Source organism: Magnetococcales bacterium, assembly GCA_015228935.1.
Taxonomy (GTDB): Bacteria; Pseudomonadota; Magnetococcia; order Magnetococcales; family DC0425bin3; genus HA3dbin3.
The window spans coordinates 34,275-56,707 of sequence record JADGCO010000015.1; the positions used below are offsets into that span (position 1 = coordinate 34,275).

Here is a 22,433-nt window from a genome sequence, read left to right on the forward strand (position 1 = left end):
TGAGGAGATTCGAGCAAAATTGTCTCCAGGTCAACGTGGAACATCAACCGGAACCGATGGTTGCCAGGCCTGGGCGGCCTGGGCAGCCCGGGCTGCCACCTCCATGGGCAGGATACGGGCCAGTGAAGCCCGGCGGACCATGACATCGACGGTTTTTTTCTCCGTATCTGTCTGTTCGAAAATGTGCGTGGCAACGGCATAATGAAACAAGGCTTTTTCCAGATCCACGGGCACCACTCCCTCCCGTCCCAGCTCGTAGAGCCAACCCAGCCTCTGGTGGGCGACAGGATCACCCAGGTCTGCGCCCTGTTGCCAGAGGCGCAGGGCGGTTTGACGCATCTGGGGAACACCTTCGCCATTCCACCACCGGGTTGCCTGCTGGGTGGCATCGATGGCCTGGGAAGGAATGTGACTCTCTGCATGGGAAAAACGGAAACGGTCTCCGGCCATCTGGTCATGCAGGTGTGCATGATTTTCCGACCTTCCGGGCGAATCATTTTCGGACTCCCTGGCAAGAAAGTTCAATTTTCGCTCGTTTCTGGTCAAGGGCCGCAGGACGGACACATTGGCAACGCTCAACAGATTGGCCAGATTCAATCCCGATACATCCCACACCCGGGTCGTTTTGTCCCAGGAGAATGTGTGTATTTTCGTTCCATCCGGGCTGAAGGTGGCTCTCAGGACACTTTCCGAATGCCCACGCAATGTGGCAATTTCGGCCCCGCTCTGCACATCCCATACCCGGGCTGTTTTGTCTTCGGAGGCCGTGACCACCTGTGATCCATCCGGGCTGAACGTGGCGGAATTGACATTTTTTTCATGCCCATGCAGGGTGACGATCCCGGTTCCACTTCTGGCATCCCACACCCGGGCCGTGCCGTCCCAGGAAGCTGTCACGATCTGTGCCCCATCCGGGCTGAACGCGGCGGAATAGACTTCACCCTCGTGCCCGGACAAGACCACCATCTCGGCACCACTTTGCACGTCCCATACCCGGGCGGTATTGTCCCAGGATGCCGTGACCACCCGCGTTCCATCCGGACTGAACGCTGCGGATTGAACCGGTTTTCCATGGCCACGCAGAACGGCCATTTCGGTTCCGTCCGCCACCCGCCACACCCGGACAGTCCGGTCATGGGATGCTGAAACAACCTGTATGCCATTCGGGCTGAACGCGGCAAAATGTACCGGATCCGTGTGCCCATGCAGGTGGGCAATCATGGCCCCGCTCTGTGCATTCCATACCCGGACGGTTTTGTCATCGGAGGCCGTGACCACCCGCGACCCATCCGGACAGAATGCTGTGGATTTGACCGGCTTTTCATGTCCGCGCAATACGGCGATTTCGGCTCCGTTCTGCACCTTCAATACCCGCAGGGTATTGTCCTGGGACGCCATGACCACCTGTTCTCCATCCGGGCTGAAGGCAACGGATTCGATGGCAGCCGGGTGTTTGATCGTGGCGGTAATTCTGGAACTGCTCTGTACATTCCAGATTCTGACAGTCTTTTTTCCCTTTGAGATGACCCGGGTTCCATCCGGGAAGAACGCGGCGGAGTTGACCGGATTTTCATGACCGTACAAGGCGGTGATTTCGGTTCCGCTCCTGGCATTCCAGACCCGGACGGTTTTGTCATCGGATGTTGTGACAATCTGTGTTCCATCCGGGCTGAACACGGCGGAATTGATCCAACCCTTGTGCCCACGCAGGGCCACGATGCCGGTTCCGCTCCGTGCATCCCATACCCGGGCGGTCGAATCATCCGCCGCCGTGACCAGCATGGTTCCATCCGGGCTGAACTCGGCGGATTTGATCCGTCCTTCATGTCCGTGCAGGAGAACCACCTCGGCCCCGCTCCCGGCATCCCATAACCGGGCCGTCTTGTCGAGTGAGATGGTAATCACGCGCGTTCCATCCGGGCTGAATGCCGCCGAGATGACCTCTTTTTCATGCCCACGCAAGAGAGCGACCCTGGCCCCGTTTCCGGCATTCCAGATTCGGGCGGTTTTATCCTGGGACATGGTGACAACTTTTGTACCATCCGGGTTGAATGTGGCAGAGTAGACATCATCCACATGTCCACGCAGAACGGCAACTTCGGTCCCGCGCTCCACATCCCACACCCGGGCAGTTTTGTCATGCGATGCCGTCACCACCCGTGTTCCATCCGGGCTGAACACGGCAGAGTTGACGCGATCTTCATGTCCACGTATGACAACCATTTCGGTCCCACTCTGCGCATCCCATATTCGGGCCGTTCGATCATGCAACGCCATGACGACCCGGGTTCCATCCGGGCTGAACACGGCGGAATTGACCCAATCCTTCAGTCCGTGCAAGACAGCGACCTCGGTTCCGTTCTGCGTATTCCACACCCGACTGGTGTTGTCCAGAGACGCCGTGATCACCCGCGTCCCGTCCCGGTTGAACACGACGGAGTTGACCCAATGCTCATGTCCGCGCAGCACGACAACCTCGGCCCCGCTCCGGGCATCCCATATACGGGCAGTCCTGTCCCAGGAGGCTGTGACCACCCATTTGCCATCCGGGCTGAGAGTCGCAAAATCGACCACATCCTCATGGCCACGCAAAACGGCCAGCGTCGCGTCTTTTTCCCGGATCCTGGAGAGGGCGTTGACCGCCCCGGGAACCAGGGGCCAGTCCGGATTGGACAGGCCGCGAGGCAGCGCGGCAAGGACCAGGTTCAAGGCCAGGTCAGTCTGGTTTTTTTCCAGGACTGCCAAGGCTCTTTCCGCGAGAAAACTGGACTGATTCTGCCGCGCTTTGCGCAGTTGATTCTGAATTTCCTGGGAATTTTTTGTCGCCATCCGGGCAAGGTGCCGGGCTTCCCGAAAGTTTTCCGTCGCAATCAGGTAATTGCGCCACGCCAGCCATCCCCCGACCATGGCCAGGACCAGCAACACACCCATCGTGGCCATGGTCAGACGTGTCCGCCTGATTTTGCGCTTTTGCGCCGCATCTTTTTCTGCCAGCATCCGGCGGCAGGCATGACTGGAACTTTCGATGAAAGTGACAATTCCGCTGCACAGTTCATGGCGCCGCCGATGCAGGAGGTCTTCGGCCTCGGAAAGCGGCAAACCCGGGGCCAGCAACAGGGCATCCCGGTCTTTTTCCCGGGTTTCATGCCATCGGGTTGCAGCCTGTTCCAGACGTGCCCGGGTCTGGATGTCCTGCCGGTCGATCTGGATCTGTTTGCGGATTCGCGCCCAATGGGTCAGCAATGCCTCATGGGCAATCCGTATCTGTGCCCGTTCCCCATTCCCGTATACAACCAACAAGCGGGCAGCCAGGTATGCCTGGACAATCTCACGCCAGGGATGCCTTTCCGGGAATACGCTCATGGCAACCGTGCGGGCCGTGGCATGGCTTGATTCATCCTGTTCGACAGTCACCAGGATGCGAAAAACCTCGAACAACTTTTCCCGGACGGCGGCTGGCAGGGTGTCATGAACGGCTTCGGCCCGTTGCCCCAGCGACCCTTCCAGACCACCCATGGCGCGGTAGGCACTCATGGGCAATACCCCCTGTTCAGTTCGCTGTTGCCAAAGCTGTTCCAGGGTAAACTCCAGCAGAGGCAGGGCATGGGGATTGTCACCCACGGCCTGCAACAAGATTTCATCCAGCGTGGTACCGGTTTCCGGGTCCGTATCGAACCGCAGTCCCGCCTCCCGGGCCGGATGTCGAATCATCTGACCGATTTCCGCCGCAGCCGGAGGCAGCAGAAGATAACGCGCCTCTTCCGGCAACCATTTTTTCAGGTTGGGCAAGGCTGCCAGGCGGTGAAAAAAATCACTGCGCATGGTGGCCACGACCCAGCAGAGGCCCGAGCGGGCCAGGGTTTCCAAAACGGCTACGAAGGCCTCGCGTTCCTGACTGGTGATGCCGTCCAGGGTGAACAGCTCTTCGAACTGATCCACGATGATCAGCAGGACGGCCCTGGCTTTCCGGCTCAGATGTGCCGTTTCACCAGCCTTGTGCAACCCGAACCGAACGGTTTGGATCACCCCGTCGGGTGCGCCAAGCCGGAGGGCATCGATCAGGGTATTCGGGCTGAAATCCGTGGATGCCAGTTCCGGCAGGGCAGTCCTGGACAGCATGGCCGCTGCCAATGCCTCAAGCAGATCGGTTGGATTGTCCCCGGGGCACAGGATGGCGTAACGACACAGGGCGACATGTTCCACCACCCCGGGTGTCATCAGGTCCGGCAGCAGACCGGCCTTGACCAGGGAAGATTTGCCACTGCCACTGGCCCCCAGGACCAGGACGAAAGCGCACTGCCGCTCGACCCGGCGGACCAGAATGTCACGCAGTTCATGCCGTGCCTGGGTCCGTCCGTGAAACACCCGCGCATGTTCCGGATCAAACGACTCCAAACCGCGAAACGGACTCCCTTCGCTCCAGCCTCCCGCCACCTCGTTCGCATCGCCCGCCACCGAACCAAAACGTTCCCGGAGCAGCTCCCGCAAGCGTTGTTCCAGCATGTCTTCGAACCGGGTCACATGCTCGAAGGGATGCAGTTCCGCCTGGATGGGATCAAGGCTTGCGTCCCGAAACCAGGTGCCGATGAATTCATCCACCTGGTTCATCCGGGCCTTGATGCGTTGTGCCACCGCCCAGTTTTCCAGGTCGGCCCGGATGGGGACGTTTTTCTTGAAAACCAGTAAATCCGGACGACCACGAATCTTTTGCGCGGCCACCGCATCGGCAAATTCCCACTCGGTGCCACTGTCGATGGTACGTTCCCGGACAAGAATTTTCGACTCTTCGTTGATCCTGGTCGGAATTTCTTCTTCCGTCGGCGCATCGATTCCGGTCTCGGCCAGAACCGGTGCCCGGGATACGACACCTTCCGACTTCCGTATTCCGGATTCGATGCGCGACCACAAGATGACCACCATGGTGTCGCTTTGCGACGGCCTGACATAGGTTTTCCAGGTCCTCGTGGAAAACAGGGAGTCCCGTTCCCAGTAAACCGCCTCCAGCAACACCTTGCTGCCAAACTCCTGCTGCAACCGCTCCACCACCCGCTGGACAATCACCCGTTCCGGCGTGACATCCCGGGGCGCGGAAATGTAGACCCGATGCAAAACGAGTTCGCCAAACAACTCGGCCTGCCACTGGGAAATGGATTGCGGGCGTTCCCGGGGATGAAGAGACAGACCATGTTCCACAGCCCGTAAAAACGCTTCCTGATACCCCTGGTCTCGCCATTCCAACAAGGGAACCAGGGGATCCAGGCTGTTGTCGTTGACGGTCTGCCAACGAAGCATGGCATCCGGCGGACGTTTGCCGGTGATCACCCAATACAGGACACTGGCCAGGGCATGAATATCTGTCCACGGCCCCTGGTCGAAATGGCTGTTCGAATACTGTTCTATCGGGGCAAATCCAGGCGTATAGATGGCTGTGGCATTCTGGATCTGTCCGTGAACCGATTGGCGGGCGGCACCAAAATCCAGCAAAACCGGCATGCCGTCGCTGCTGCGGATGAATATGTTGTCCGGTTTGATATCCCGGTGGAGAATCTGTGCCTTGTGCATCTTGTCCAGCCCGGACAGCAGCGGCTTGAGCAGGCGCAGCAATGCCGCTTCGCTGACCCGTCCGTCCTGGCTCTTCACCCACTCCTTCAGACTGACCCCGTCCTCGAACTCCATGACCATGTAGGCCGTGCCATGGGCTTCGAAAAAACGCAATACCCGCACAATATTCGGGTGCTGAAACATGGCCAATATGCGGGCTTCGTCCAGAAACCGTCTTTTCCACTCCGAAAACATGGTTACGGATGCTTCCGTATTGGGCCAGACGCTGATCCCATCCCGATGGGAAAATTGTCGCGGAAAAAATTCCTTGATGGCGACTTTTTTATCCAGATGAATGTCCCGCGCCAGATAGGTCACACCGAAACCACCCTGACCCATGATCTTCAGGATTTCATATTCGTGAAACATGTGCCCTTCGGGCAGGGTCAAGGCAGGGGTACCTCTGTTCATGCTGGATTCCCGGGAAGGGTTGAATGGTTCTGTTTATTATTTAAAATTTTTTAATTTTAAAAGTATCAATTTTAAAAAAATTTATTCAGCATCAATAACATATCAACAAATCAGACCTGATAGATTTAGCAAAGTTTTCTGAATTAACTTAAGAGTTTAAATATCTTGCCACACAAACCCCGGCGATCCAGTCTCGACATCCCCCGACCGCCAGGAATCAGAACGGCATGAATCATGATACACATCAGGGCGGAAAGTCAAAAGCCCGCAAGATATCTTCGAAGGACTTAGCCACCTGCAACAAGTAGTGTCAAGGAAAATTTGTTGACGGGATTAACCGTTCTGTTAACATAGACCCATGAATAGCAACGAACTCTTGCGAAAGCTCAGGAAGCTTGGACAAGAGGGAGTTGGCCGTCGGCACGGTTCACGCCATATGTTGGCAACTGGGAATCGACCCCAAAGACATCCAGGAACGAACATGATCAGCCATCACAGCTATCCAGTGCGTTTAATCGAGGAGCCGGAAACTGGGCTGATACGCGCCCAACTCTTGGACTGGGGGGAAGCGGAGACCTGCGGCAATGATTGTCAGGATGCACTGGCCATGGCTGCTGATCTGCTGGAAACCTTGGTCAGTATTGCGGTGGCGGAAGATACCCCGATTCCTGAACCTTCCATTGTCCTGGGAGCGCAAACAGTATCGCTATCCGCTGTGAGTGCCGCCAAGGTGGAACTGTACTTGGCACTACGCGAATCAGGAATAACCCAAGCGGATCTGGCGCGACGATTGAGATGGCACCCACCCCAGGTTTTTCGATTATTGGATCTGCGCCATAACTCCAAAATGGACCAGTTGGAGCAGGCCTTGGCTGCTCTCGGTAAGCGCTTGGTGGTCTCCGTCCAGGACGCAGCGTGATGGACCGGTTTCAATTCATGACCCCCGAAATTCTGGAAGTGGCACCGTTACCCGATTATCACCTCGAATTGCGTTTTGCCGATGGTGAGGTACGTTTGTTTGATGCACGTCCCTACCTGGAGCGGGGTATTTTTCAAAAATTGCGCAATCCGCACCTTTTTTCCCAGGCGCGGGTGGCGTTGGGTACCGTCACATGGCCAGGCGAGATGGATTTGGCTCCAGAGACTCTTTATTTGCGATCAACGCCGGTTTCATCATCTCCAAGGCCCTGATCATCGTTTGGGCCAGCCTGTTCAAATCCATACGATTGTTATTCAGGCCAGAGCAATGAAAAAGACCCCGGCCAGCATGATGGCCGCTCCGGTCAGGCGCTCGGTCAGCCCGGCTTCGCGCAGGACAAAACCGCCCCAGAGGACCCCCAGCACAATGCTCGTGCGCTTGACGGCAATGACGTAGGGAACCAGGGTCACCGCCGTGGCTGTCATCTGGCAAATGATGGAAAAGGTGTTCAAGGTGCCGAGCAGGGCCAGAATCCTGGCATGTCTCGACATGTCACCCAGACGATCACGGGCCAACAGAAGGGCAACCGGCGCGGTAAAAAGGGCCATCAGGGTATAGACGGCGATGGAATAGAAAAGAGGGGAAGCGTACCGGATCGCCATTTTGTCCAGATTGGCTCCGATGCTCCACAAAAGGGTCACCATGAGCATGAGGCGGGGACCGGGAGTCTGGAGCATGGCCCGGAAGGGTGCCCACGGCCCGGCAGCACGGGAACGCAGGTTGAGAACATAGGAGCCGATCACAATCAACAGGATGCCGATCATGCCGGTCATGGATGGCGATTCGTCGATCATCAGGGGGGAGGTGAGAAGGAGAAACAGGGGCGAAAAAGCCAGCATCGGAATCGTCAGGGAGAGGTCGGAACGACGCAGGGCATGAATATAGAGAAACATGGCCACGGTATTCAGCAGGGCGCTCCCGATGACCGTCGGCCAGAAACCCGCCTGCACGGACGGCACGGCGTCAGGCAGGAAAAGAAGCGGCAACAGGGTGGGCAGGGCAAACAGATACAGGCCCCAGACCGTCAGCCAGGGGTCGATCCGGGCATGGGTCTGTTTGCCCAGAATGTCCTTGATGGCTTCGGCCACCGCCGTCAAGAGAGCCAGGAACAACCAGGAGATGGACATTCAAACCAGAATGCGGCGACGCACCAGGCTCACCGCCAACAGATAGGCCAGAAGCGCAATCAAAGTGGGCACGGCCAGATGCATGAAAAGGTGTTCCGGAATCTTTCCCTGCGCCAAAGGCCGAATGAGTGCCACCACATGGGTCAAGGGTAACAGGCCAATGGCGGTCCGGGCGACGGCAGGAAATTGATCGATTGGAAAAAAAATCCCACAAAACAAATACATGGGAGATATGATCAGGGTGACATAGTAAAAAAAGAAATCGTAGCTGGGCGAAATGGCCGTGGCCACCATTCCCATGGCGGCGAACAAGATGCCGGAACCAAGGATGACGGGCAGGATGGCGAGGACCGCCAGCCCGGAAATGTCCGTCCAGAACATGCCGACCAGCAGGATGCAGAGACCCGCGATGAAAGCCTTGGTTGCCGCCCATAGAATTTCCCCGCTCACCACATCGGCCACGCTCAAGGGTGTGATCAGCATGGCATGGAAGGTGTTCTGCCGTGTCATGCGGGTGAAGGCCCCATAGAGCGACTCGAAAGTGGCTGTGTGCATGCTGCTGGCGGCAACCAGTCCGGTGGTGACAAACAGCCAATAAGACATGCCATCCAGCGAACCGACAAAGCGGCCCATGCCATACCCCATGGCAAGCAGGATCAGCAGAGGTTCCCCCAGATTGCCCACCAGCGAAGCCTGCGACACCTTGCGCCAGACCAGAAAATGGCGTCGCCAGACCTGAAGAGAACCCCGGCTGGGCAGAAAGTAAATCCAGGGCATGACGGTTTGCTTCATTCGCGCAGTTCACGGTTGGTCAGTTTCAGATAGACATCTTCCAGATCGCCCGGTTTGCCATCCGACCCCGCTTTTGATCCGATGTGGCGGGCGATCAGTTCCGTCGGGGTGCCGAGATCCAGAATCCGGCCACGATCCATGATCAGGAGTCGATCACAGAGTTGGGCCGCTTCTTCCATATAGTGGGTGGTGAGAAGCAGGGTCACCCCGCTCTCCTTCAGGGAACGCAGCCGTTGCCAGATGAAATGCCGGGCCTGGGGGTCCAGGCCGGTGGTGGGTTCGTCCAGAATGACGAGTTCCGGTTTGGCCACCAGACTGCGGGCCAGGACCAGACGCCGTTTCATGCCTCCCGAAAGGGTGTTGACCGCCTGCCGGCGGCGGTCACGCAACCGGGCGAATTCCAGCAGGTCATCCAGTCGCGACCGGATGGTGTCTTCATCCAGACCAAAATAGCGCCCATAGACAAGAAAATTTTCCTCCACGGAAAGATCATCGTCCAGATTGTTTTCCTGGGAGACCACACCCAGCCGTCGGGAAACAGCCCGTTGCTCGGGGTGCATGGGCAGGCCAAAGACTTCCAATCGCCCGCCATCCAGGGGGGTCAGGCCGATCAGCATGCGCAGGGTGGTGGTTTTGCCGGCCCCGTTCGGGCCCAATATGCCAAAACACTCCCCGGCCCGGACCTGAAAGGCGATGCGATCCACCACCGGCATACCGTCATAATGTTTGACCAGGTCCTGGACGGTTACAATATCTGCCATGTGTCCATCACGTCTTGTTCTGCGATATCAAAGCAGCGGGTCGTTTTGTCGCGTTTTCTCATGCATTCCAGGATATACGAAAGCCCACAAAAATCCACCCGCGTTCGCAGCCATGCCCTTCCTCGTTTTTCATCCTTCCTGGACAGATGCGAGATGAAAAGGTGAATATGGGAGAGCCGGGGCAAGTCGGAGATCCATTCCAACATTTTGCATATTCGTACCGATCCAGGGAGGGAACACGCATGACCAGTTGGTTCAGGAGTTTCTTTGTCGTGGTTTGGGTGGTCTTGGGGACGGTGGTTGGTGTGACACCAGCGGCCGGGGCGGAATCGGTCCGGATTGGCGTGGCCGGGCCATTGAGCGGCTCTTATGCCGCATTTGGCGAGCAACTGTGGCGCGGGGCCGAACAGGCTGCCAAGGATATCAATGCCGCCGGCGGCATCCATGGCCGCATGATCGAATTGATCAAGGCCGACGATGCCTGCGAACCCAAACAGGCGGTCACCGTGGCCCATCGACTCGTGGATGCGGATCATGTCAAGGCCGTCATTGGCCATTTTTGTTCCTCCTCGACCATACCAGCCACGGAAGTCTATGCCGAAGCGGGAATTCTGGGCATCACCCCGGCCTCGACCAATCCCAAGGTGACCGAACGCAAACTTCCCACCGTCTTTCGCACATGCGGGCGGGATGATCAGCAGGGAGGGACCGGGGCCGAGTTTGTGGTGAACACCCTCAAGGCCAAACGGGTCGCCATCATCCACGACAAGGATACCTATGGTCAGGGCCTGGCCGATGCCATGAAAGCGCGTCTGCATGCCCTCGGTTTGAAAGAGGTTCTCTACGAAGGATTGACCCGGGGTGAGAAGGATTTCAATGCCCTGGTGACCAAAATCAAATCCCAGATGGCCGATGCGGTCTATTTCGGAGGGCTGCATGCCGAGGCCGGCGTCCTGGTCCGCCAAATGCGGGAACAGGGTCTGCAAGCTCCCCTCATCTCCGGGGATGGCATTGTGTCACAGGAGTTTGTGGCTTCGGCGGGCGGTCCCCGCTTTGTGGAGGGGGTTTTCATGACCTTTGGCCGCGATGCACGCAAAATTTATACGGGGCGGCAGGTCGTGGACAAATTTCGCAAGGCCGGCTATGAACCCGAAGGGTATACCCTCTACTCCTACGCCACCCTGCAAGCCATCGTGGCCGCCATGGCCAGTACGCGCTCCGAGCAGGGCGATGTTCTGGCCAAATGGTTGCGCAGCAATACCGTGGAGACCATCATGGGTCCCAAGGCCTTCGATGCCAAGGGGGATTTGAAAGTTACCGACTATGTCATGTATCGCTGGACACCCGATGGCAAGTATGTGGAAGTCGAATAAAGACCTCGACCAGTTGCCAACAAGAACATGGACGGATACATCATTGCGCAGCAGGTGATCAATGGTCTGGTGCTGGGGTCCATCTACGGGCTGATTGCCGTGGGTTACACCATGGTCTATGGCATCATGGGCATGATCAATTTTGCCCATGGGGATATCTACATGATCTCCGCCTATCTGGCCGCCATCTTCATGGCTTTGTTGACCATGGCCGGTCTGCATGGCACGCCCCTGCTCCTGGTGGTGACCCTGCTGCTCACCATCCTGTTCACCGGACTTTACGGCTGGACCGTGGAGCGGGTGGCCTATCGTCCCCTGCGGCATTCCAATCGTCTGGCTCCCCTGATTTCGGCCATTGGCATCTCCCTGGTGCTGCAAAATTATGTCCGGATCAGTCAGGGGGCACGCAATCAGGGAATTCCTGCCCTGATCGAGGGGCATGTGCGGATTTCCGCGACCCATGGTGCCAGTTTTGTGCAGATCACCTACACCCAAATCCTGATCGTCGTGGCGGCCATCGTGAGCATGGGTACGCTGGCCTGGATCATGCGCTACACGGCCCTGGGCCGCTCCTGTCGCGCCACCCAGCAGGATCGTGTCATGGCCGAACTCCTGGGAATCCATACGGATCGCATCATCTCCACGGTTTTTGTCATGGGGGCAGCCATGGCCGCCGTGGCCGGTCTGCTGGTCACCCTGAACTACGGCTCCTTCGATTTTTTCATCGGCTTTGTCGTGGGCATCAAGGCTTTTACGGCAGCGGTCCTGGGCGGGATCGGTTCCCTGCCCGGGGCCATGCTGGGCGGGGTGATCCTGGGCCTGTGTGAATCCCTCTTTTCCGGCTTCGTCAACTCCGACTACAAGGATGTCTTTGCCTTTGGCATCCTGATTCTGGTGCTGGTGGTGCGCCCCAGCGGACTGCTCGGCCATCCCGAGGTGGAAAAGGTATGAATTTTCGCAAATCCCTCGCGGTCGCTGCCCACTGGGGTGGCCTGGCCCTGCTCCTGTTCGCGCCGCTTTCAGGTTGGATTTTGCACGGCTATCAGGTCAAGGCGGCCTGGCAGCGTCCCCTGTGGCTGGCCGGAGGGGTGTTTGTGGGAACCCTGGTGATCACCCTGTTCCTCCAGACAACCTACGCCACCACCCTGCAACGCCTTTTCGAGCGGATGCAGGCCGGAATCGTCGTCGAACGGCGTCCGGGCCTGCCACTATGGCAGGTATCGCTCCTCCTGGTGGGGGCTGCCCTCCTGCCCTGGTGGCTGAGCAACTATTGGATCAACGTCCTCATCCTGGCCATGATCTATGCCCTGCTCGGACTGGGACTCAACATTGTCGTGGGACTGGCCGGACTCCTGGATCTGGGCTATGTCGCCTTTTATGCCGTGGGAGCCTATGGCTATGCCCTGGGCAGCCAGCATCTGGGTCTTGGTTTCTGGTCGGCCATTCCGTTTTGTGCCGTGCTGGCGGCCAGTTTTGGCACGGTACTCGGATTTCCGGTCTTGCGCATGCGCGGGGATTATCTGGCCATCGTCACCCTGGGCTTCGGGGAAATCATCCGCCTGATCCTCAACAACTGGACAGAGGTCACCGGGGGTCCCAACGGGTTGCCGGTTCCGGCCCCGACCTTCCTCGGCCTGGAGTTTACCCGCATCGCCAAACAGGGAGGCCAACCCTGGCATGAATTTTTTGCCACACCCTACAATGGCAATCTGCGGTCGATTTTCATCTATCTGGCCTTGCTGATGCTGTTGACCTTGTTGTTCCTGTTCGTGGAACGACTGCAACGCATGCCGATCGGACGGGCATGGGAAGCCCTGCGGGAGGATGAGATTGCCTGTCGTTCCCTGGGCATCAACCATGTCGCCGTCAAACTCTCGGCTTTTGCCATGGGGGCGGCCGTGGGAGGGATTGGCGGGGTCTTTTTTGCCGCCTCCCAGGGTTTTGTCAATCCGACCTCCTTCACCTTTTTTGAATCGGCCCTGATTCTGGCGGTCGTGGTCCTGGGGGGATTGGGATCCCATGTCGGCGTGGTGGTTGCGGCCCTGGTGATCAATATTCTGCACGAACTGCTGCGCGAGTTTTCCGACTATCGGGTGCTGGTCTTCGGTCTGGCCATGGTGGTCATGATGATCTGGCGTCCGAGGGGATTGTTGCGAATGCGTCGGCAGTTTTTCCCGACGGGCAGGGGATTGTAACTTCAGGACAATATCCATTCACCATTTTGTGCGATTTCGTCGTGCATGGCGTCTGGAGCCAAATCGATCTCGCCGGGCCAGGTCACGGCTCCATAGTCGAGATACACCCGGGCGAAGAGGACCGGATCGCGCAGTGCCGCAAAAACGCCCGCGTCCTCGGCCTGTATGAGGCGAGACATCTCGACAATGCCTTCCACACCGTCCAGAAAACGCACTTTCAGTCGGTAGTTCGGCAACGCCCGCACCTCCGCTACGCGCCAGGGCGCGGTGAGAACTACGGGAGGGACGGGATCCGGAAATTGGGTTGCTTGTTCGCGCATCGTTGCCAATTCTCCATCAGTTCGGATTGGTGGATGGTTGCCCACTCACGTACCAAGGCCATGGCACGGTTGGGCAATTTTCCTTTCCGTCATCCTGTCTGCTGCACAGCATGGGGCAACTCTACCCGGACTTCCAGACCACCGCCATCCCGACCGAGCAGGACGACTGTTCCGCCGTGCATCTGGGCAATGCGCTCGACAATGGCAAGACCCAGGCCGGCCCGACCGGCACCACTCCGGGCGGAATCCAAACGGGTGAACGGCTGCAGCATCCGTTCCCGATCCGATGGAGGAATGCCGGGTCCCCGGTCCAGAACACACAGGCGCAATTTGTTGGCGATTGTTTCGGTCTGCACAACAATTTCTCCCTGGCCGCCATATCGCACCGCATTGTCCACCAGATTGGTGACCAGACGTTGCCAGGCCGAGACCCGCAAGAGGATGGGGGGCATGGATGTCCCGCAGAACCGCACGTTTTTTCCCAGACGAATATATCGGGTACAGATGGCCGCCACGCTGTCATGGGGATGGATCAGGGTCAGAGCTTCGGACGATTCATTCTTGGCAAAATCCAGAAATTGATCCAGCAGGGCGGTCATCTCCTCGATATCCTGGACCATGCCTTCACGGAGTTCGGGATCGTTTTCATCCATTTCCAGGCTCAAGCGCAGTCGGGCCAGGGGGGTCCGCAAATCATGCGAAACACCGGCCAGCAACAAGGCACGATTGGTTTCCAGGGTTTGCAGGTCGTCTGCCATGCGCTGGAATGCCTGACTCAGGGAACGCAGTTCCGCCGGACCTTCCGTGGGAGTCAGGAGCGGTTTTTTCCCCTGTCCGAGCCGGGTGGCTGCTTCGGCAAGACGGCGCAGGGGACCATTGACACGCCAGACCACCAGAAAGGCTCCCCCCAGAGAAAGAAGTCCCATGAGCGCCAGACCGGCAAACCAGTGCCATGGAAAAGGACGTTCCTGAAATTGGCGGGGCGACAGGAGCCAATAGTAGTGTTCGGCAAACCGCACCCGCAGCCACAGGCCTTCCCTGGCGGTGCGTACTTCGGTGGGATGGCCGAGAATTTCTTCCAGATTTTCGGATAGAACGTCCGGATGGGCCGTGTGACGCGGGCGTCCCGGTGGGGTGGCGTTGTCGGGTATCAGGCGCAAATAGCGACCTTGCGTCAGACGCTGCAAAGTGGCTTCCCGACTCTCTTTTTCCATGCCGGATAAAATATCCTCCAGCGTTTCGGCCTGGGCCGCCAACCGACCGGCCAGGCGTTGCATCCGGACCGTATCGGTAAACGAGTGGAACATGAAATAGGCGCTGAGGTCACGAATTCCCATGACCAGAAAAAGCAGAAGGGCCGTGCGTCCAAAAAGAGAACGCGGCAACTGGAAGGTTGGCATACGGGTCATCCTGGCAGGGGGGGAGGCGTTTCATCCGGGACAAATACGTAACCAAATCCCCACACTGTCTGAATGAAACGGGGCGTGGAGGGGTCCTCCTCGATCAGACGGCGCAGGCGGGAAACCTGGACATCGATGCTGCGGTCAAAGGCTTCATGTTCCCGACCCCGGGCCAGATCCAGAAGCTTGTCGCGGGAGAGGGGTTGGCGCGGATGGGTGGCGAGTACTTTCAACAGGGAAAATTCACCGGTGGTGAGGGTCACCGTTTCCCCATGGGAGAGCAGACGGCGCGTGGTCAGATGCAACACATGGGGACCAAAGCGAATCTCCTCTCCACCCGGGTCAGGTGCCCCCGGAATCAGAAGCGGACGCCGGCGCAACACGGCCTGGATCCGGGCCACCAGCTCCCTGGGATTGAACGGTTTGGGCAGATAATCATCCGCCCCCATCTCCAGGCCAACAATCCGATCCACCTCTTCGCCCTTGGCCGTCAACATGATGATCGGCACCTGGTTGGCCGTTCCCCGCAGGCGACGGCAATAACTCAGACCGTCCTCGCCAGGCAACATCAGGTCAAGCACCATGAGATTGACCCGGTGTTTGTTGAGAATTTTATCGGCATCGTCGGTACCGGCTGCAACCTGGACCTGAAATCCCTGTTCGCTCAAATAGCGTTTCAGGAGTTTTTGCAGGCGCAGATCGTCATCGACGACCAGAATGGTATGCACAGGATTTGACATGACGTGATTCTGGCAGATTTTTTCCTGCATGGAAATCATGCAGGTGTTACCAAATATTTCCCGGCCCGCCCGGGGAAACATTTTGTTACAATTTACCGCTTGCAGGTGCCGGCTCTGGAGTGGAAACATCTTGTTACAATTTTTTGCCGACAGGAAACACTCTGTTCACAATTCAGGCGTAGGTTCGAGTCCCACGTTCACCGGCACCAGGTTTCATGCAATCTGGACGGGACGAACGGTGTTGGCCGAAGGTTTCATGCAACCTGTACGCAGGAAACGACCTTGGCCGAAGGTGTCAGAAAGGAAGCATCACTTCAACGCCGGGAGAAATGCAATGTTGCACCATAAATTCAAATCAATTCTGATGGTTGCCTGTATCATGGCCATGGGTGGTTCCTGGAGCGTTCTGCATGCGGAAGAGGCGGCTGCCCCCCAAAAAGCCGCCACCGCCGCCGCCACGCCAGCCCCCAAAGTGGATGTCTCTTCCAAAGCGGAGGCTCCTGCCAAAGCGGAGGCTCCTGCCAAAGCGGATGCAGCCCAGCCCGGAAAAGAGAGGCATGAATTTCTGAACAAAATTCGCGGCTTGTTGAAACTGACTCCGGAACAACAACAGCGTTGGCAGGCCCTGGAGCAGGAGACCAAGGCGATGCGCCAGGAGATGGTCAGCAAGGGCAAAGAGCGGAAAAACATGTTCAAACAGGTTTTGGAACAGGAAAATCCCGATTTGGCCGCCCTGGCAGCCACGCATGACAAGGATGCCGACGAACGCATCCAGGCAGGCCGACGCATCCGGGACAAATGGATTGCCTTTTACGGGGATCTGACCCCGGAGCAAAAAAAGGAAGTCAAAGGATTTCTCAAGGAAAGAATGGGCAAAATGGCGGCACGTTGGGAAAAAATGCGCAACAGGGAAGGGGATCACTTTCCTGGCATGGGTCATGCTGCCGAATAATATGAGAAGGTGGGGCACTTGACGCCAGGCAGCGGATGGATTTGATGAAGAGAAGCGAGGATATCCAATCATGAACACTTCTTCCCTTTGGCGTTGCGTGCCCCTGGTCACCCTGATTCTTGCCGGTTGTGCTTCCGCACCGATTGGACCCAGTGTTCTGGCCATGCCCAGGAGTGGCCGGAGTTTTGACCAGTTTCGTTCCGACGATGCCGGGTGCCGTCAATATTCCCACAGCCTGTCGGGAGGCTCGGAGGTCGTCGATTCCGGAATGCGCAGTGCTGTCGCCGGTACGGTGATGGGGGCCGCCGCCGGGGCTGCCCTGGCCGGGCAACACGGTGCCGGTGTCGGTGCCGGTGCCGGATTGTTGGTGGGAAGTGTGGCCGGTATCGGAATGGGTCAGGATGCCGGCGAGCAGGCCCAGCGCAGATATGATTATTCTTACATCCAGTGCATGTATGCCAAAGGGCACCAGGTTCCGGTGCCAAGTTATGCAGTACAAACCGTTCACATCCCGGCTTATCAAGGTGCCGTGGCACCGGTGATGCAGATGCCGGTTTATCAGGGTGTCGTGACACCGACGGGGGCTGTCTATCCACCGCCCCCGCCTCCTCCGGGTTATGTATTGCCACAGTTCTCTCCGTGACAATAAAAAAATCATCATCAATCTTTTGCATGATCCGCGTGGCAGGTCGATCCATGAAACGGACCAATCGTCATCGATCTGTTTGGGTGATCCACGCGGCATGATGAGGATCTTCATATGAACATGAAAATAAACAAATTGTCATCGATCCTCTTGATGACAATTCTGGTGTTGCCACTGACAGCCGGGTCTCTTTTGGCAGGTGATCGTTCCGACAGTCGCAAGTCATGGAGCGGAAAAGATTCCCGCGGGCACGGCCATGGACATGACGGCAGATACAGCCATGGACATGACGGCAGATACAGCCATGGACATGGTTCTGCCGGACATTCCTGGAAACATCTGTCCAACTGGCGTTCCGGACACTGGAAACATGGGCACCACCATGGGCATTCGGGCTGGTGGTGGGTGGTGGGTGGTATCTGGCACCTCTATCCGCGTGCGGTCTATCCTTATCCCGATCCCTATTATCAGCCGCAGGTTGTCGTGCAACAGGTCTCCATACCGCCACAGGTTGTCCATACGGTTCAGACTCCCTTGCCCCCTCAGGTAGCCCAGGATTCGCCGACGTATCTGTCCGATACCGGACAAACCTGCCGCGAATTCCAGACGACCATCACCATCGATGGCCTGAAATATCCGGGCAGGGGGGTTGCCTGTCAGCAGGCTGATGGTTCGTGGCAGATGGCCCGGTGAGGGTTTTGGCGATGGTTTTTACGCACTTTTTTTCTTGAAAACAGGGATGGCATCTGTCTACGGTAACCGGCATGTCACACTCTCACGATCAGGAAATCGGACCTCGGTCCTTTACCGACCTGCGGGAATTCATGCGGTTTTTGGAGTCCTGTGGCGAGCTGGTCCGGGTGGATGTCCCGGTCGATGCGCGTCTGGAAATAACAGAAATTTCCCGACGCCTGCTGGCGGTGGGCGGTCCGGCGGTGTTGTTCACCCGGGTACGCCATGCCGGCATGCCGGTGTTGGCCAATCTGTTCGGCACCCAGCGCCGGGTTGGCCTGGGGATGGGACGCCGGGTGGAAGATTTGACGGAACTGGGTCATTTTCTGGCCACCTTGCGGGCACCGGATCCGCCGCAGGGGTTGCGGGAGGGGTGGCAGTTGCTGCGGCGTCTCTCCCGGGTGCGGCATATGCGTCCGGGCTGGTTGCGTCATCCTCCCTGCCAGGAGGTGGTGTGGAGCGGCCCGGATGTCGATCTGGCCCGCCTGCCGGTCCAGACCTGCTGGCCCGAAGATGCCGGACCTTTGATCACCTGGCCTCTGGTCATCACCCAGGGGCCCCAGGGGGGACCGGTCAACATCGGAGTTTATCGCCTGCAGGTGATTGGTCGCAACCGCGTGATCATGCGCTGGTTGCGGCACCGGGGTGGTGCCCAGCATGCCCGGGAACATGGCCGGACCCTGCCGGTGGCCGTGGCCATCGGCTGTGATCCGGCCACCATTCTGGCGGCGGTGACCCCGGTCCCGGAAACCCTGTCGGAATATGCCTTCGCCGGCCTGCTGCGCGACAAGGCCGTCGAGGTGGCACCGGCCCTTTCCGTCCCTCTGCCGGTCCCGGCCCGGGCCGAAATCATCCTGGAAGGGCAGGTGGATCTCATGGATCGTGCCATGGAAGGACCCTTCGGCGACCACACCGGCTACTACAACGAAACCGAACGCTTCCCGGTCATGACGGTGCATAAGCTCACCATGCGCCGCAACCCGGTTTATCTGAGTACCTTTACCGGTCGGCCTCCCGATGAACCGGCCATCCTTGCCCTGGCCTTGAATCGGGTCTTTGTGCCGTTGCTGAAAAAACAGTTTCCGGAGATTGAGGCCTTTCATCTGCCCATGGATGGGTGTTCCTACCGGGTGGCGGTGGTGGGGTTGCGCAAGCAGTATCCGGGACACGCCTTTCGCATCATGGCTGGAATCTGGGGATTCCTGCGCCAGTTTTTGTATACCAAATACGTGATTGTGGTGGATGCCAGCGTGCCCGTGGAACGGTGGAGTGCAGTGATCAAGGCCATGGGTCGCCATGTGCATGCGGCCCGGGATCTCAAGGTGATCGAAGCCACTCCCATCGACTATCTGGACTTTGCCTCTCCCGAATCCGGTCTCGGTTCCAAGCTGGGCGTGGATGCCACCACCAAGATGGGGGCGGAGTTGGCGGGTGTGGTCGTCTCCCCGGACGGTTGGGAACTCCGGGCAGCCGATTGGCCCACCGCCGTGGTGCGGATGGTCCCCTCCCTGCGGCGGGTTTACCGGGTTCCAGAGGCCCCCATGGTGGTGTTGACCCTGGATAAAAAAGATCCGCATGAGGCCCGCAAGGCAGTAGAAACTTTATGGCGTCTGGTCCCGCAGGGGGCTGGGGCCGAACAGATCCTGGTCACCGATCCGGACATCGATCCCGAATCCTGGGCCGATATTTTGTGGGCCTTGGCCACCCGGACCGATCCGGCCCGTGATCTCCTGCGCGAGCGGGACTCGGGGCGTTTTGCCCTGGACGCCACCAACAAACTGCCGGCAGAGACCAGCCGGGTCTGGGGACGGGTTTTGCAGATGGATCCGGTGACCCGGGATCTGGTCAGCGGGCGTTGGAGTGAATACGGCCTGCCAGGGTCCGGGAAGACGCCGTTTTGAATTTGAACGATTATCTTGAAGAAGATTCATGCTGACTCAAACGGGCCAGGTCGTGATCGAAGCTTTCAACAGTCCAGCTATTGGTTTGAGCAGTGGCGATCAGCAGGGCGTCCACCACGTCCACATTATGGTCCCGGAACAGCTTGAGACTGTCGCGTAATACAGGAAGAGAGCTGGCCTTCAAGCCTGGCATTTCCAGAAAGTTCAACAGTCGATTTGCCAATTCTGTACGTGGTACGTGATAAACTTTCAAAAGAACGTAGACGCACTCTACCAAGACCCCTTCCAACAAGTATGCATACTGCTGTCCCTGGCTGACTTTTGCCCAGAAGACCCCGGCGCGAATTGACCAGTCTGGATGATCATTCAGCAAATAGCGGAGAATGACGTTGGTATCAACGACAACTGTCAACATTTTGTGCCACCTCTGCCCATAGTCGTTCTCTTGCGACTTTCAAGGGAATGTAATCCTTCGCATAACGTTGCAGGCAGCCTGCCAGGATTTCTGATGGTACAGGTTCCTGCACAGGGAATGGCTTGTTTTCGGTCTGGCAGAGGATATTGCGTGTCACAATTTCGACCAGCATTTTCCTCAACGATTCACCCAGGGTCATATGCATCAACGCCGCTTGTTGCTCCAAGTGTTGGATGATCGTCTCGTCTACATCAGGAATCACAATTTGGCCCATGCTTTTTCTCCCCTGTGCTGGCATTTTCCAGTGGATTCATTCCTGCTCTTGAATTCACTCCTGCTCTTTTTTTTTGACACAATAGATTCCACCCTCTTTCAGGCCCGGCTTGAAGCAGCCATTGCAGGATTGACAGGTCGATGGTGAGCGATCCCCTCGTTGCCACCTGTTGGCCAGATCCGGTTCGCGAATGAAAGGACGCGCCAGGGCAATATAATCCGCATCTCCTGATTGCAGGGTTTGTTCAAGCAGTTCCAGGGTGCGAAAGCCGCCCACCACCAGGATCGGACAACGCGCAACTGCCTTGATTTTGCGGGCCAGATCCCGATGATACCCCTCTTCGGCGAGTGAACCGGCCCGGCCCCGTACCGGAGTCTGTTTGCCGGATGCCGCCGTTCCTCCACTGACCTCGATGGCATCGATCCCCGCCGCTGCCAGTTTTTCCGCCGCGATCATGGCTTCGGCCAGCGTCAACCCTCCTGCCAGGAAGTCGTCGCCATTGAGCTTGATCAGCACCGGATAGTTGGGTCCCACCGTCTGCCGGACTGCGGCATGGACTTCCATTAAAAACCGCTGCCGATTTTCAATGCTGCCGCCATAGTCATCGGTGCGCTGGTTGCTCAGGGGGGAGAGGAACTGGTTGATCAAATAGCCGTGTGCCGCATGCAGTTGGACCGCATCGAAGCCGGATGCCTTGGCCCGGCGGGCCGCAGCGGCAAAGGCGCTGACCAGGGCGGCAATGTCGTCGCGGGTCATGGCCGCCGATGGCTCGGGACACAGGTCATTGCGGATTCCAGAGGGGGTCCATGGCAGGTGATTCAAACCGGTGGTGTCGGCCTTGCCTCCCGTATGCACCAGTTGAACAGCAATGGTTCCCCCTTCGACATGGACGGCTTTTGTCAAACGTTGCAGGGCATCGATCCGCTCATCCGTATGAATACCCATGGCCCCGGCCAGTTGGCGACCATCGGCCCGTACATGGGCATATCCGGTCACGATCAACCCCACGCCGCCCCGGGCCAGATCCCGATAACAGGTCATGAGTCGATCCGTCGGGCTTCCATCCTCGGTACACATGCCCTCCCAGGTGGCTGAACGAACCAGACGATTTTTCAACACCATGCCATTGATGACGGTTTTTTCAAAAATGTGTTTCATCCTGTCACCTCGCCAACTGTATTTCCACCCAAAACCTCAGACAACGAACCACCGTCCAGAACCCGGTCTGTCCACACCTGCAATGTTTCAAGGTTGGCAGCCTGCACCTGCGCTTCAACCTGGGCAGACAGGTCGGGAAAACGCCGCCGAAGCATTTGGAGTAAAATATTGGCCCTCTCTTCCTTGCGGCCTTTTATCCATCCATCTTCCAGGGCCTGCTCGATGGCTCCCCGTTTGTCGGCAATGGCGATTCCGGCATTGTCATAAAATTCCAACTCTTCTGCCGTCATGTTGGCAGCCATTGCCTTTTCAAACGCATGCCGAATCGGTGGCCAGGACATTTTTTCCGGAACGATTTCCAGCGATCCGGCATACCGGATGAACCAGATCCATTGATCGAGAAGACTCTCCACCTCTTCCAGGGATTTTTTGAACTTTGGCAACTCAATGAAATAATAAAGAATTTCTTGCAGGTATGTCTGACCGGTAAGCGTCTCGCGGTGTTCATGGCGGGAAACGCAATGGTCGAAACCGTCGAACAGAATAAAATCGGTGATCGTGATGGCAATCACCTGGTTGAGTTTCGGGTAATCCTCGCCCCGGGCGATCTGGTTGGCATAGGTCTTGGCGGCATTGTATTGGATGCGTTTCAACAT

21 protein-coding genes are annotated in these 22,433 nt (G+C 57.8%); 9 read left to right on the forward strand and 12 right to left on the reverse strand.

From position 1 onward, the window contains the following. Positions 1-30 precede the first annotated feature (30 nt). Positions 31-6,012, reverse strand: a complete 5,982-nt coding sequence (locus HQL65_06030) for a protein kinase (GenBank protein ID MBF0135778.1) — start codon at positions 6,010-6,012, stop codon at positions 31-33. Between the two features lie 505 nt (positions 6,013-6,517). Here HQL65_06030 and HQL65_06035 point away from each other — a divergent pair. Then, positions 6,518-6,931, forward strand: coding sequence for a type II toxin-antitoxin system HicB family antitoxin (locus tag HQL65_06035; GenBank protein MBF0135779.1), 414 nt, complete (start codon positions 6,518-6,520; stop codon positions 6,929-6,931). 17 nt (positions 6,932-6,948) lie between these two features. Continuing rightward, positions 6,949-7,203, forward strand: a complete 255-nt coding sequence (locus HQL65_06040) for a DUF2442 domain-containing protein (GenBank protein MBF0135780.1) — start codon at positions 6,949-6,951, stop codon at positions 7,201-7,203. Positions 7,204-7,245: 42 nt separating this feature from the next. Here HQL65_06040 and HQL65_06045 read toward each other — a convergent pair whose 3' ends face one another. The 3 genes from HQL65_06045 to HQL65_06055 are packed head-to-tail and all read right to left on the reverse strand — an operon-like array spanning position 7,246 to position 9,671. Continuing rightward, positions 7,246-8,118, reverse strand: coding sequence for an EamA family transporter (locus HQL65_06045; GenBank protein MBF0135781.1), 873 nt, complete (start codon positions 8,116-8,118; stop codon positions 7,246-7,248). Further along, complete coding sequence (locus HQL65_06050; GenBank protein ID MBF0135782.1) at positions 8,119-8,895, reverse strand: ABC transporter permease; 777 nt, start codon at positions 8,893-8,895, stop codon at positions 8,119-8,121. Between the two features lie 11 nt (positions 8,896-8,906). Then, positions 8,907-9,671 carry an ATP-binding cassette domain-containing protein gene (locus tag HQL65_06055; protein ID MBF0135783.1) on the reverse strand — a complete coding sequence of 255 codons (765 nt, stop codon included), beginning with the start codon at positions 9,669-9,671 and terminating at the stop codon, positions 8,907-8,909. 242 nt (positions 9,672-9,913) lie between these two features. On the opposite strand from HQL65_06055, the gene HQL65_06060 reads away from it, so the two are divergent. Genes HQL65_06060 through livM form a run of 3 tightly spaced genes read left to right on the forward strand, consistent with a single transcriptional unit; the run spans position 9,914 to position 13,239 of the window. Continuing rightward, the gene (locus tag HQL65_06060; protein ID MBF0135784.1) at positions 9,914-11,044 is read left to right on the forward strand and encodes a branched-chain amino acid ABC transporter substrate-binding protein; all 1,131 of its coding nucleotides are present in this window, start codon (positions 9,914-9,916) and stop codon (positions 11,042-11,044) included. Positions 11,045-11,071: 27 nt separating this feature from the next. Then, positions 11,072-11,995 carry a branched-chain amino acid ABC transporter permease LivH gene (locus tag HQL65_06065; protein ID MBF0135785.1) on the forward strand — a complete coding sequence of 308 codons (924 nt, stop codon included), beginning with the start codon at positions 11,072-11,074 and terminating at the stop codon, positions 11,993-11,995. Beyond that, positions 11,992-13,239 (forward strand): high-affinity branched-chain amino acid ABC transporter permease LivM, encoded by a 1,248-nt coding sequence (livM, locus tag HQL65_06070; GenBank protein MBF0135786.1) that lies wholly within the window; start codon positions 11,992-11,994, stop codon positions 13,237-13,239. The genes HQL65_06065 and livM overlap by 4 nt, the downstream gene beginning before the upstream one ends. A 2-nt stretch (positions 13,240-13,241) precedes the next feature. On the opposite strand, the gene HQL65_06075 is transcribed toward livM, so the two are convergent. From HQL65_06075 to ompR, 4 genes are read right to left on the reverse strand one after another with little or no spacing between them, the layout of a single operon-like run. Further along, positions 13,242-13,559 (reverse strand): DUF2442 domain-containing protein, encoded by a 318-nt coding sequence (locus tag HQL65_06075; GenBank protein MBF0135787.1) that lies wholly within the window; start codon positions 13,557-13,559, stop codon positions 13,242-13,244. Further along, complete coding sequence (locus HQL65_06080; protein MBF0135788.1) at positions 13,514-13,621, reverse strand: hypothetical protein; 108 nt, start codon at positions 13,619-13,621, stop codon at positions 13,514-13,516. Before HQL65_06080 ends, HQL65_06075 begins: the two co-directional genes overlap by 46 nt. 27 nt (positions 13,622-13,648) lie before the next feature. After that, positions 13,649-14,959, reverse strand: coding sequence for a HAMP domain-containing protein (locus HQL65_06085; GenBank protein ID MBF0135789.1), 1,311 nt, complete (start codon positions 14,957-14,959; stop codon positions 13,649-13,651). 5 nt (positions 14,960-14,964) lie between these two features. Next, positions 14,965-15,699, reverse strand: a complete 735-nt coding sequence (gene ompR, locus HQL65_06090; GenBank protein ID MBF0135790.1) for a two-component system response regulator OmpR — start codon at positions 15,697-15,699, stop codon at positions 14,965-14,967. Between the two features lie 334 nt (positions 15,700-16,033). Here ompR and HQL65_06095 point away from each other — a divergent pair, with 334 nt between their 5' ends. The 4 genes from HQL65_06095 (at position 16,034) to HQL65_06110 (ending at position 19,930) form a co-directional block, all read left to right on the forward strand. Continuing rightward, a complete protein-coding gene (locus HQL65_06095; protein MBF0135791.1) occupies positions 16,034-16,651 on the forward strand; it encodes a Spy/CpxP family protein refolding chaperone in 618 nt (205 codons plus the stop codon). Between the two features lie 70 nt (positions 16,652-16,721). After that, the gene (locus HQL65_06100) at positions 16,722-17,294 is read left to right on the forward strand and encodes a hypothetical protein (GenBank protein ID MBF0135792.1); all 573 of its coding nucleotides are present in this window, start codon (positions 16,722-16,724) and stop codon (positions 17,292-17,294) included. 117 nt (positions 17,295-17,411) lie between these two features. Continuing rightward, positions 17,412-17,990 carry a hypothetical protein gene (locus HQL65_06105; GenBank protein ID MBF0135793.1) on the forward strand — a complete coding sequence of 193 codons (579 nt, stop codon included), beginning with the start codon at positions 17,412-17,414 and terminating at the stop codon, positions 17,988-17,990. A gap of 71 nt (positions 17,991-18,061) precedes the next feature. Then, positions 18,062-19,930 carry a UbiD family decarboxylase gene (locus HQL65_06110; protein ID MBF0135794.1) on the forward strand — a complete coding sequence of 623 codons (1,869 nt, stop codon included), beginning with the start codon at positions 18,062-18,064 and terminating at the stop codon, positions 19,928-19,930. Between the two features lie 10 nt (positions 19,931-19,940). On the opposite strand, the gene HQL65_06115 is transcribed toward HQL65_06110, so the two are convergent. The 4 genes from HQL65_06115 to HQL65_06130 form a co-directional block, all read right to left on the reverse strand. Further along, the gene (locus tag HQL65_06115) at positions 19,941-20,345 is read right to left on the reverse strand and encodes a PIN domain-containing protein (protein ID MBF0135795.1); all 405 of its coding nucleotides are present in this window, start codon (positions 20,343-20,345) and stop codon (positions 19,941-19,943) included. Continuing rightward, the gene (locus tag HQL65_06120) at positions 20,326-20,619 is read right to left on the reverse strand and encodes a hypothetical protein (GenBank protein ID MBF0135796.1); all 294 of its coding nucleotides are present in this window, start codon (positions 20,617-20,619) and stop codon (positions 20,326-20,328) included. The genes HQL65_06115 and HQL65_06120 overlap by 20 nt, the downstream gene beginning before the upstream one ends. Positions 20,620-20,673: 54 nt before the next feature. Further along, positions 20,674-21,777 carry an NADH:flavin oxidoreductase gene (locus HQL65_06125; GenBank protein ID MBF0135797.1) on the reverse strand — a complete coding sequence of 368 codons (1,104 nt, stop codon included), beginning with the start codon at positions 21,775-21,777 and terminating at the stop codon, positions 20,674-20,676. Next, positions 21,774-22,433, reverse strand: a 660-nt coding sequence (locus tag HQL65_06130) for an Rpn family recombination-promoting nuclease/putative transposase (protein MBF0135798.1), incomplete at its 5' end; no start/stop codon positions are given. The genes HQL65_06130 and HQL65_06125, both read right to left, overlap by 4 nt.

Bases quoted from the DNA above. Each gene is read 5' to 3' on its own strand.
- HQL65_06095 (MBF0135791.1), top strand. From the start codon at position 16,034: ATGTTGCACCATAAATTCAAATCAATTCTGATGGTTGCCTGTATCATG.
- HQL65_06045 (MBF0135781.1), bottom strand. From the start codon at position 8,118: ATGTCCATCTCCTGGTTGTTCCTGGCTCTCTTGACGGCGGTGGCCGAA.
- HQL65_06065 (MBF0135785.1), top strand. From the start codon at position 11,072: ATGGACGGATACATCATTGCGCAGCAGGTGATCAATGGTCTGGTGCTG.
- HQL65_06050 (MBF0135782.1), bottom strand. From the start codon at position 8,895: ATGCCCTGGATTTACTTTCTGCCCAGCCGGGGTTCTCTTCAGGTCTGG.
- HQL65_06030 (MBF0135778.1), bottom strand. From the start codon at position 6,012: ATGAACAGAGGTACCCCTGCCTTGACCCTGCCCGAAGGGCACATGTTT.
- ompR (MBF0135790.1), bottom strand. From the start codon at position 15,699: ATGTCAAATCCTGTGCATACCATTCTGGTCGTCGATGACGATCTGCGC.
- HQL65_06080 (MBF0135788.1), bottom strand. From the start codon at position 13,621: ATGGCCTTGGTACGTGAGTGGGCAACCATCCACCAATCCGAACTGATG.
- HQL65_06075 (MBF0135787.1), bottom strand. From the start codon at position 13,559: ATGCGCGAACAAGCAACCCAATTTCCGGATCCCGTCCCTCCCGTAGTT.
- HQL65_06100 (MBF0135792.1), top strand. From the start codon at position 16,722: ATGAACACTTCTTCCCTTTGGCGTTGCGTGCCCCTGGTCACCCTGATT.
- HQL65_06060 (MBF0135784.1), top strand. From the start codon at position 9,914: ATGACCAGTTGGTTCAGGAGTTTCTTTGTCGTGGTTTGGGTGGTCTTG.
- HQL65_06115 (MBF0135795.1), bottom strand. From the start codon at position 20,345: ATGTTGACAGTTGTCGTTGATACCAACGTCATTCTCCGCTATTTGCTG.
- livM (MBF0135786.1), top strand. From the start codon at position 11,992: ATGAATTTTCGCAAATCCCTCGCGGTCGCTGCCCACTGGGGTGGCCTG.
- HQL65_06040 (MBF0135780.1), top strand. From the start codon at position 6,949: ATGACCCCCGAAATTCTGGAAGTGGCACCGTTACCCGATTATCACCTC.
- HQL65_06085 (MBF0135789.1), bottom strand. From the start codon at position 14,959: ATGCCAACCTTCCAGTTGCCGCGTTCTCTTTTTGGACGCACGGCCCTT.
- HQL65_06125 (MBF0135797.1), bottom strand. From the start codon at position 21,777: ATGAAACACATTTTTGAAAAAACCGTCATCAATGGCATGGTGTTGAAA.
- HQL65_06120 (MBF0135796.1), bottom strand. From the start codon at position 20,619: ATGGGCCAAATTGTGATTCCTGATGTAGACGAGACGATCATCCAACAC.
- HQL65_06105 (MBF0135793.1), top strand. From the start codon at position 17,412: ATGAACATGAAAATAAACAAATTGTCATCGATCCTCTTGATGACAATT.
- HQL65_06055 (MBF0135783.1), bottom strand. From the start codon at position 9,671: ATGGCAGATATTGTAACCGTCCAGGACCTGGTCAAACATTATGACGGT.
- HQL65_06110 (MBF0135794.1), top strand. From the start codon at position 18,062: ATGTCACACTCTCACGATCAGGAAATCGGACCTCGGTCCTTTACCGAC.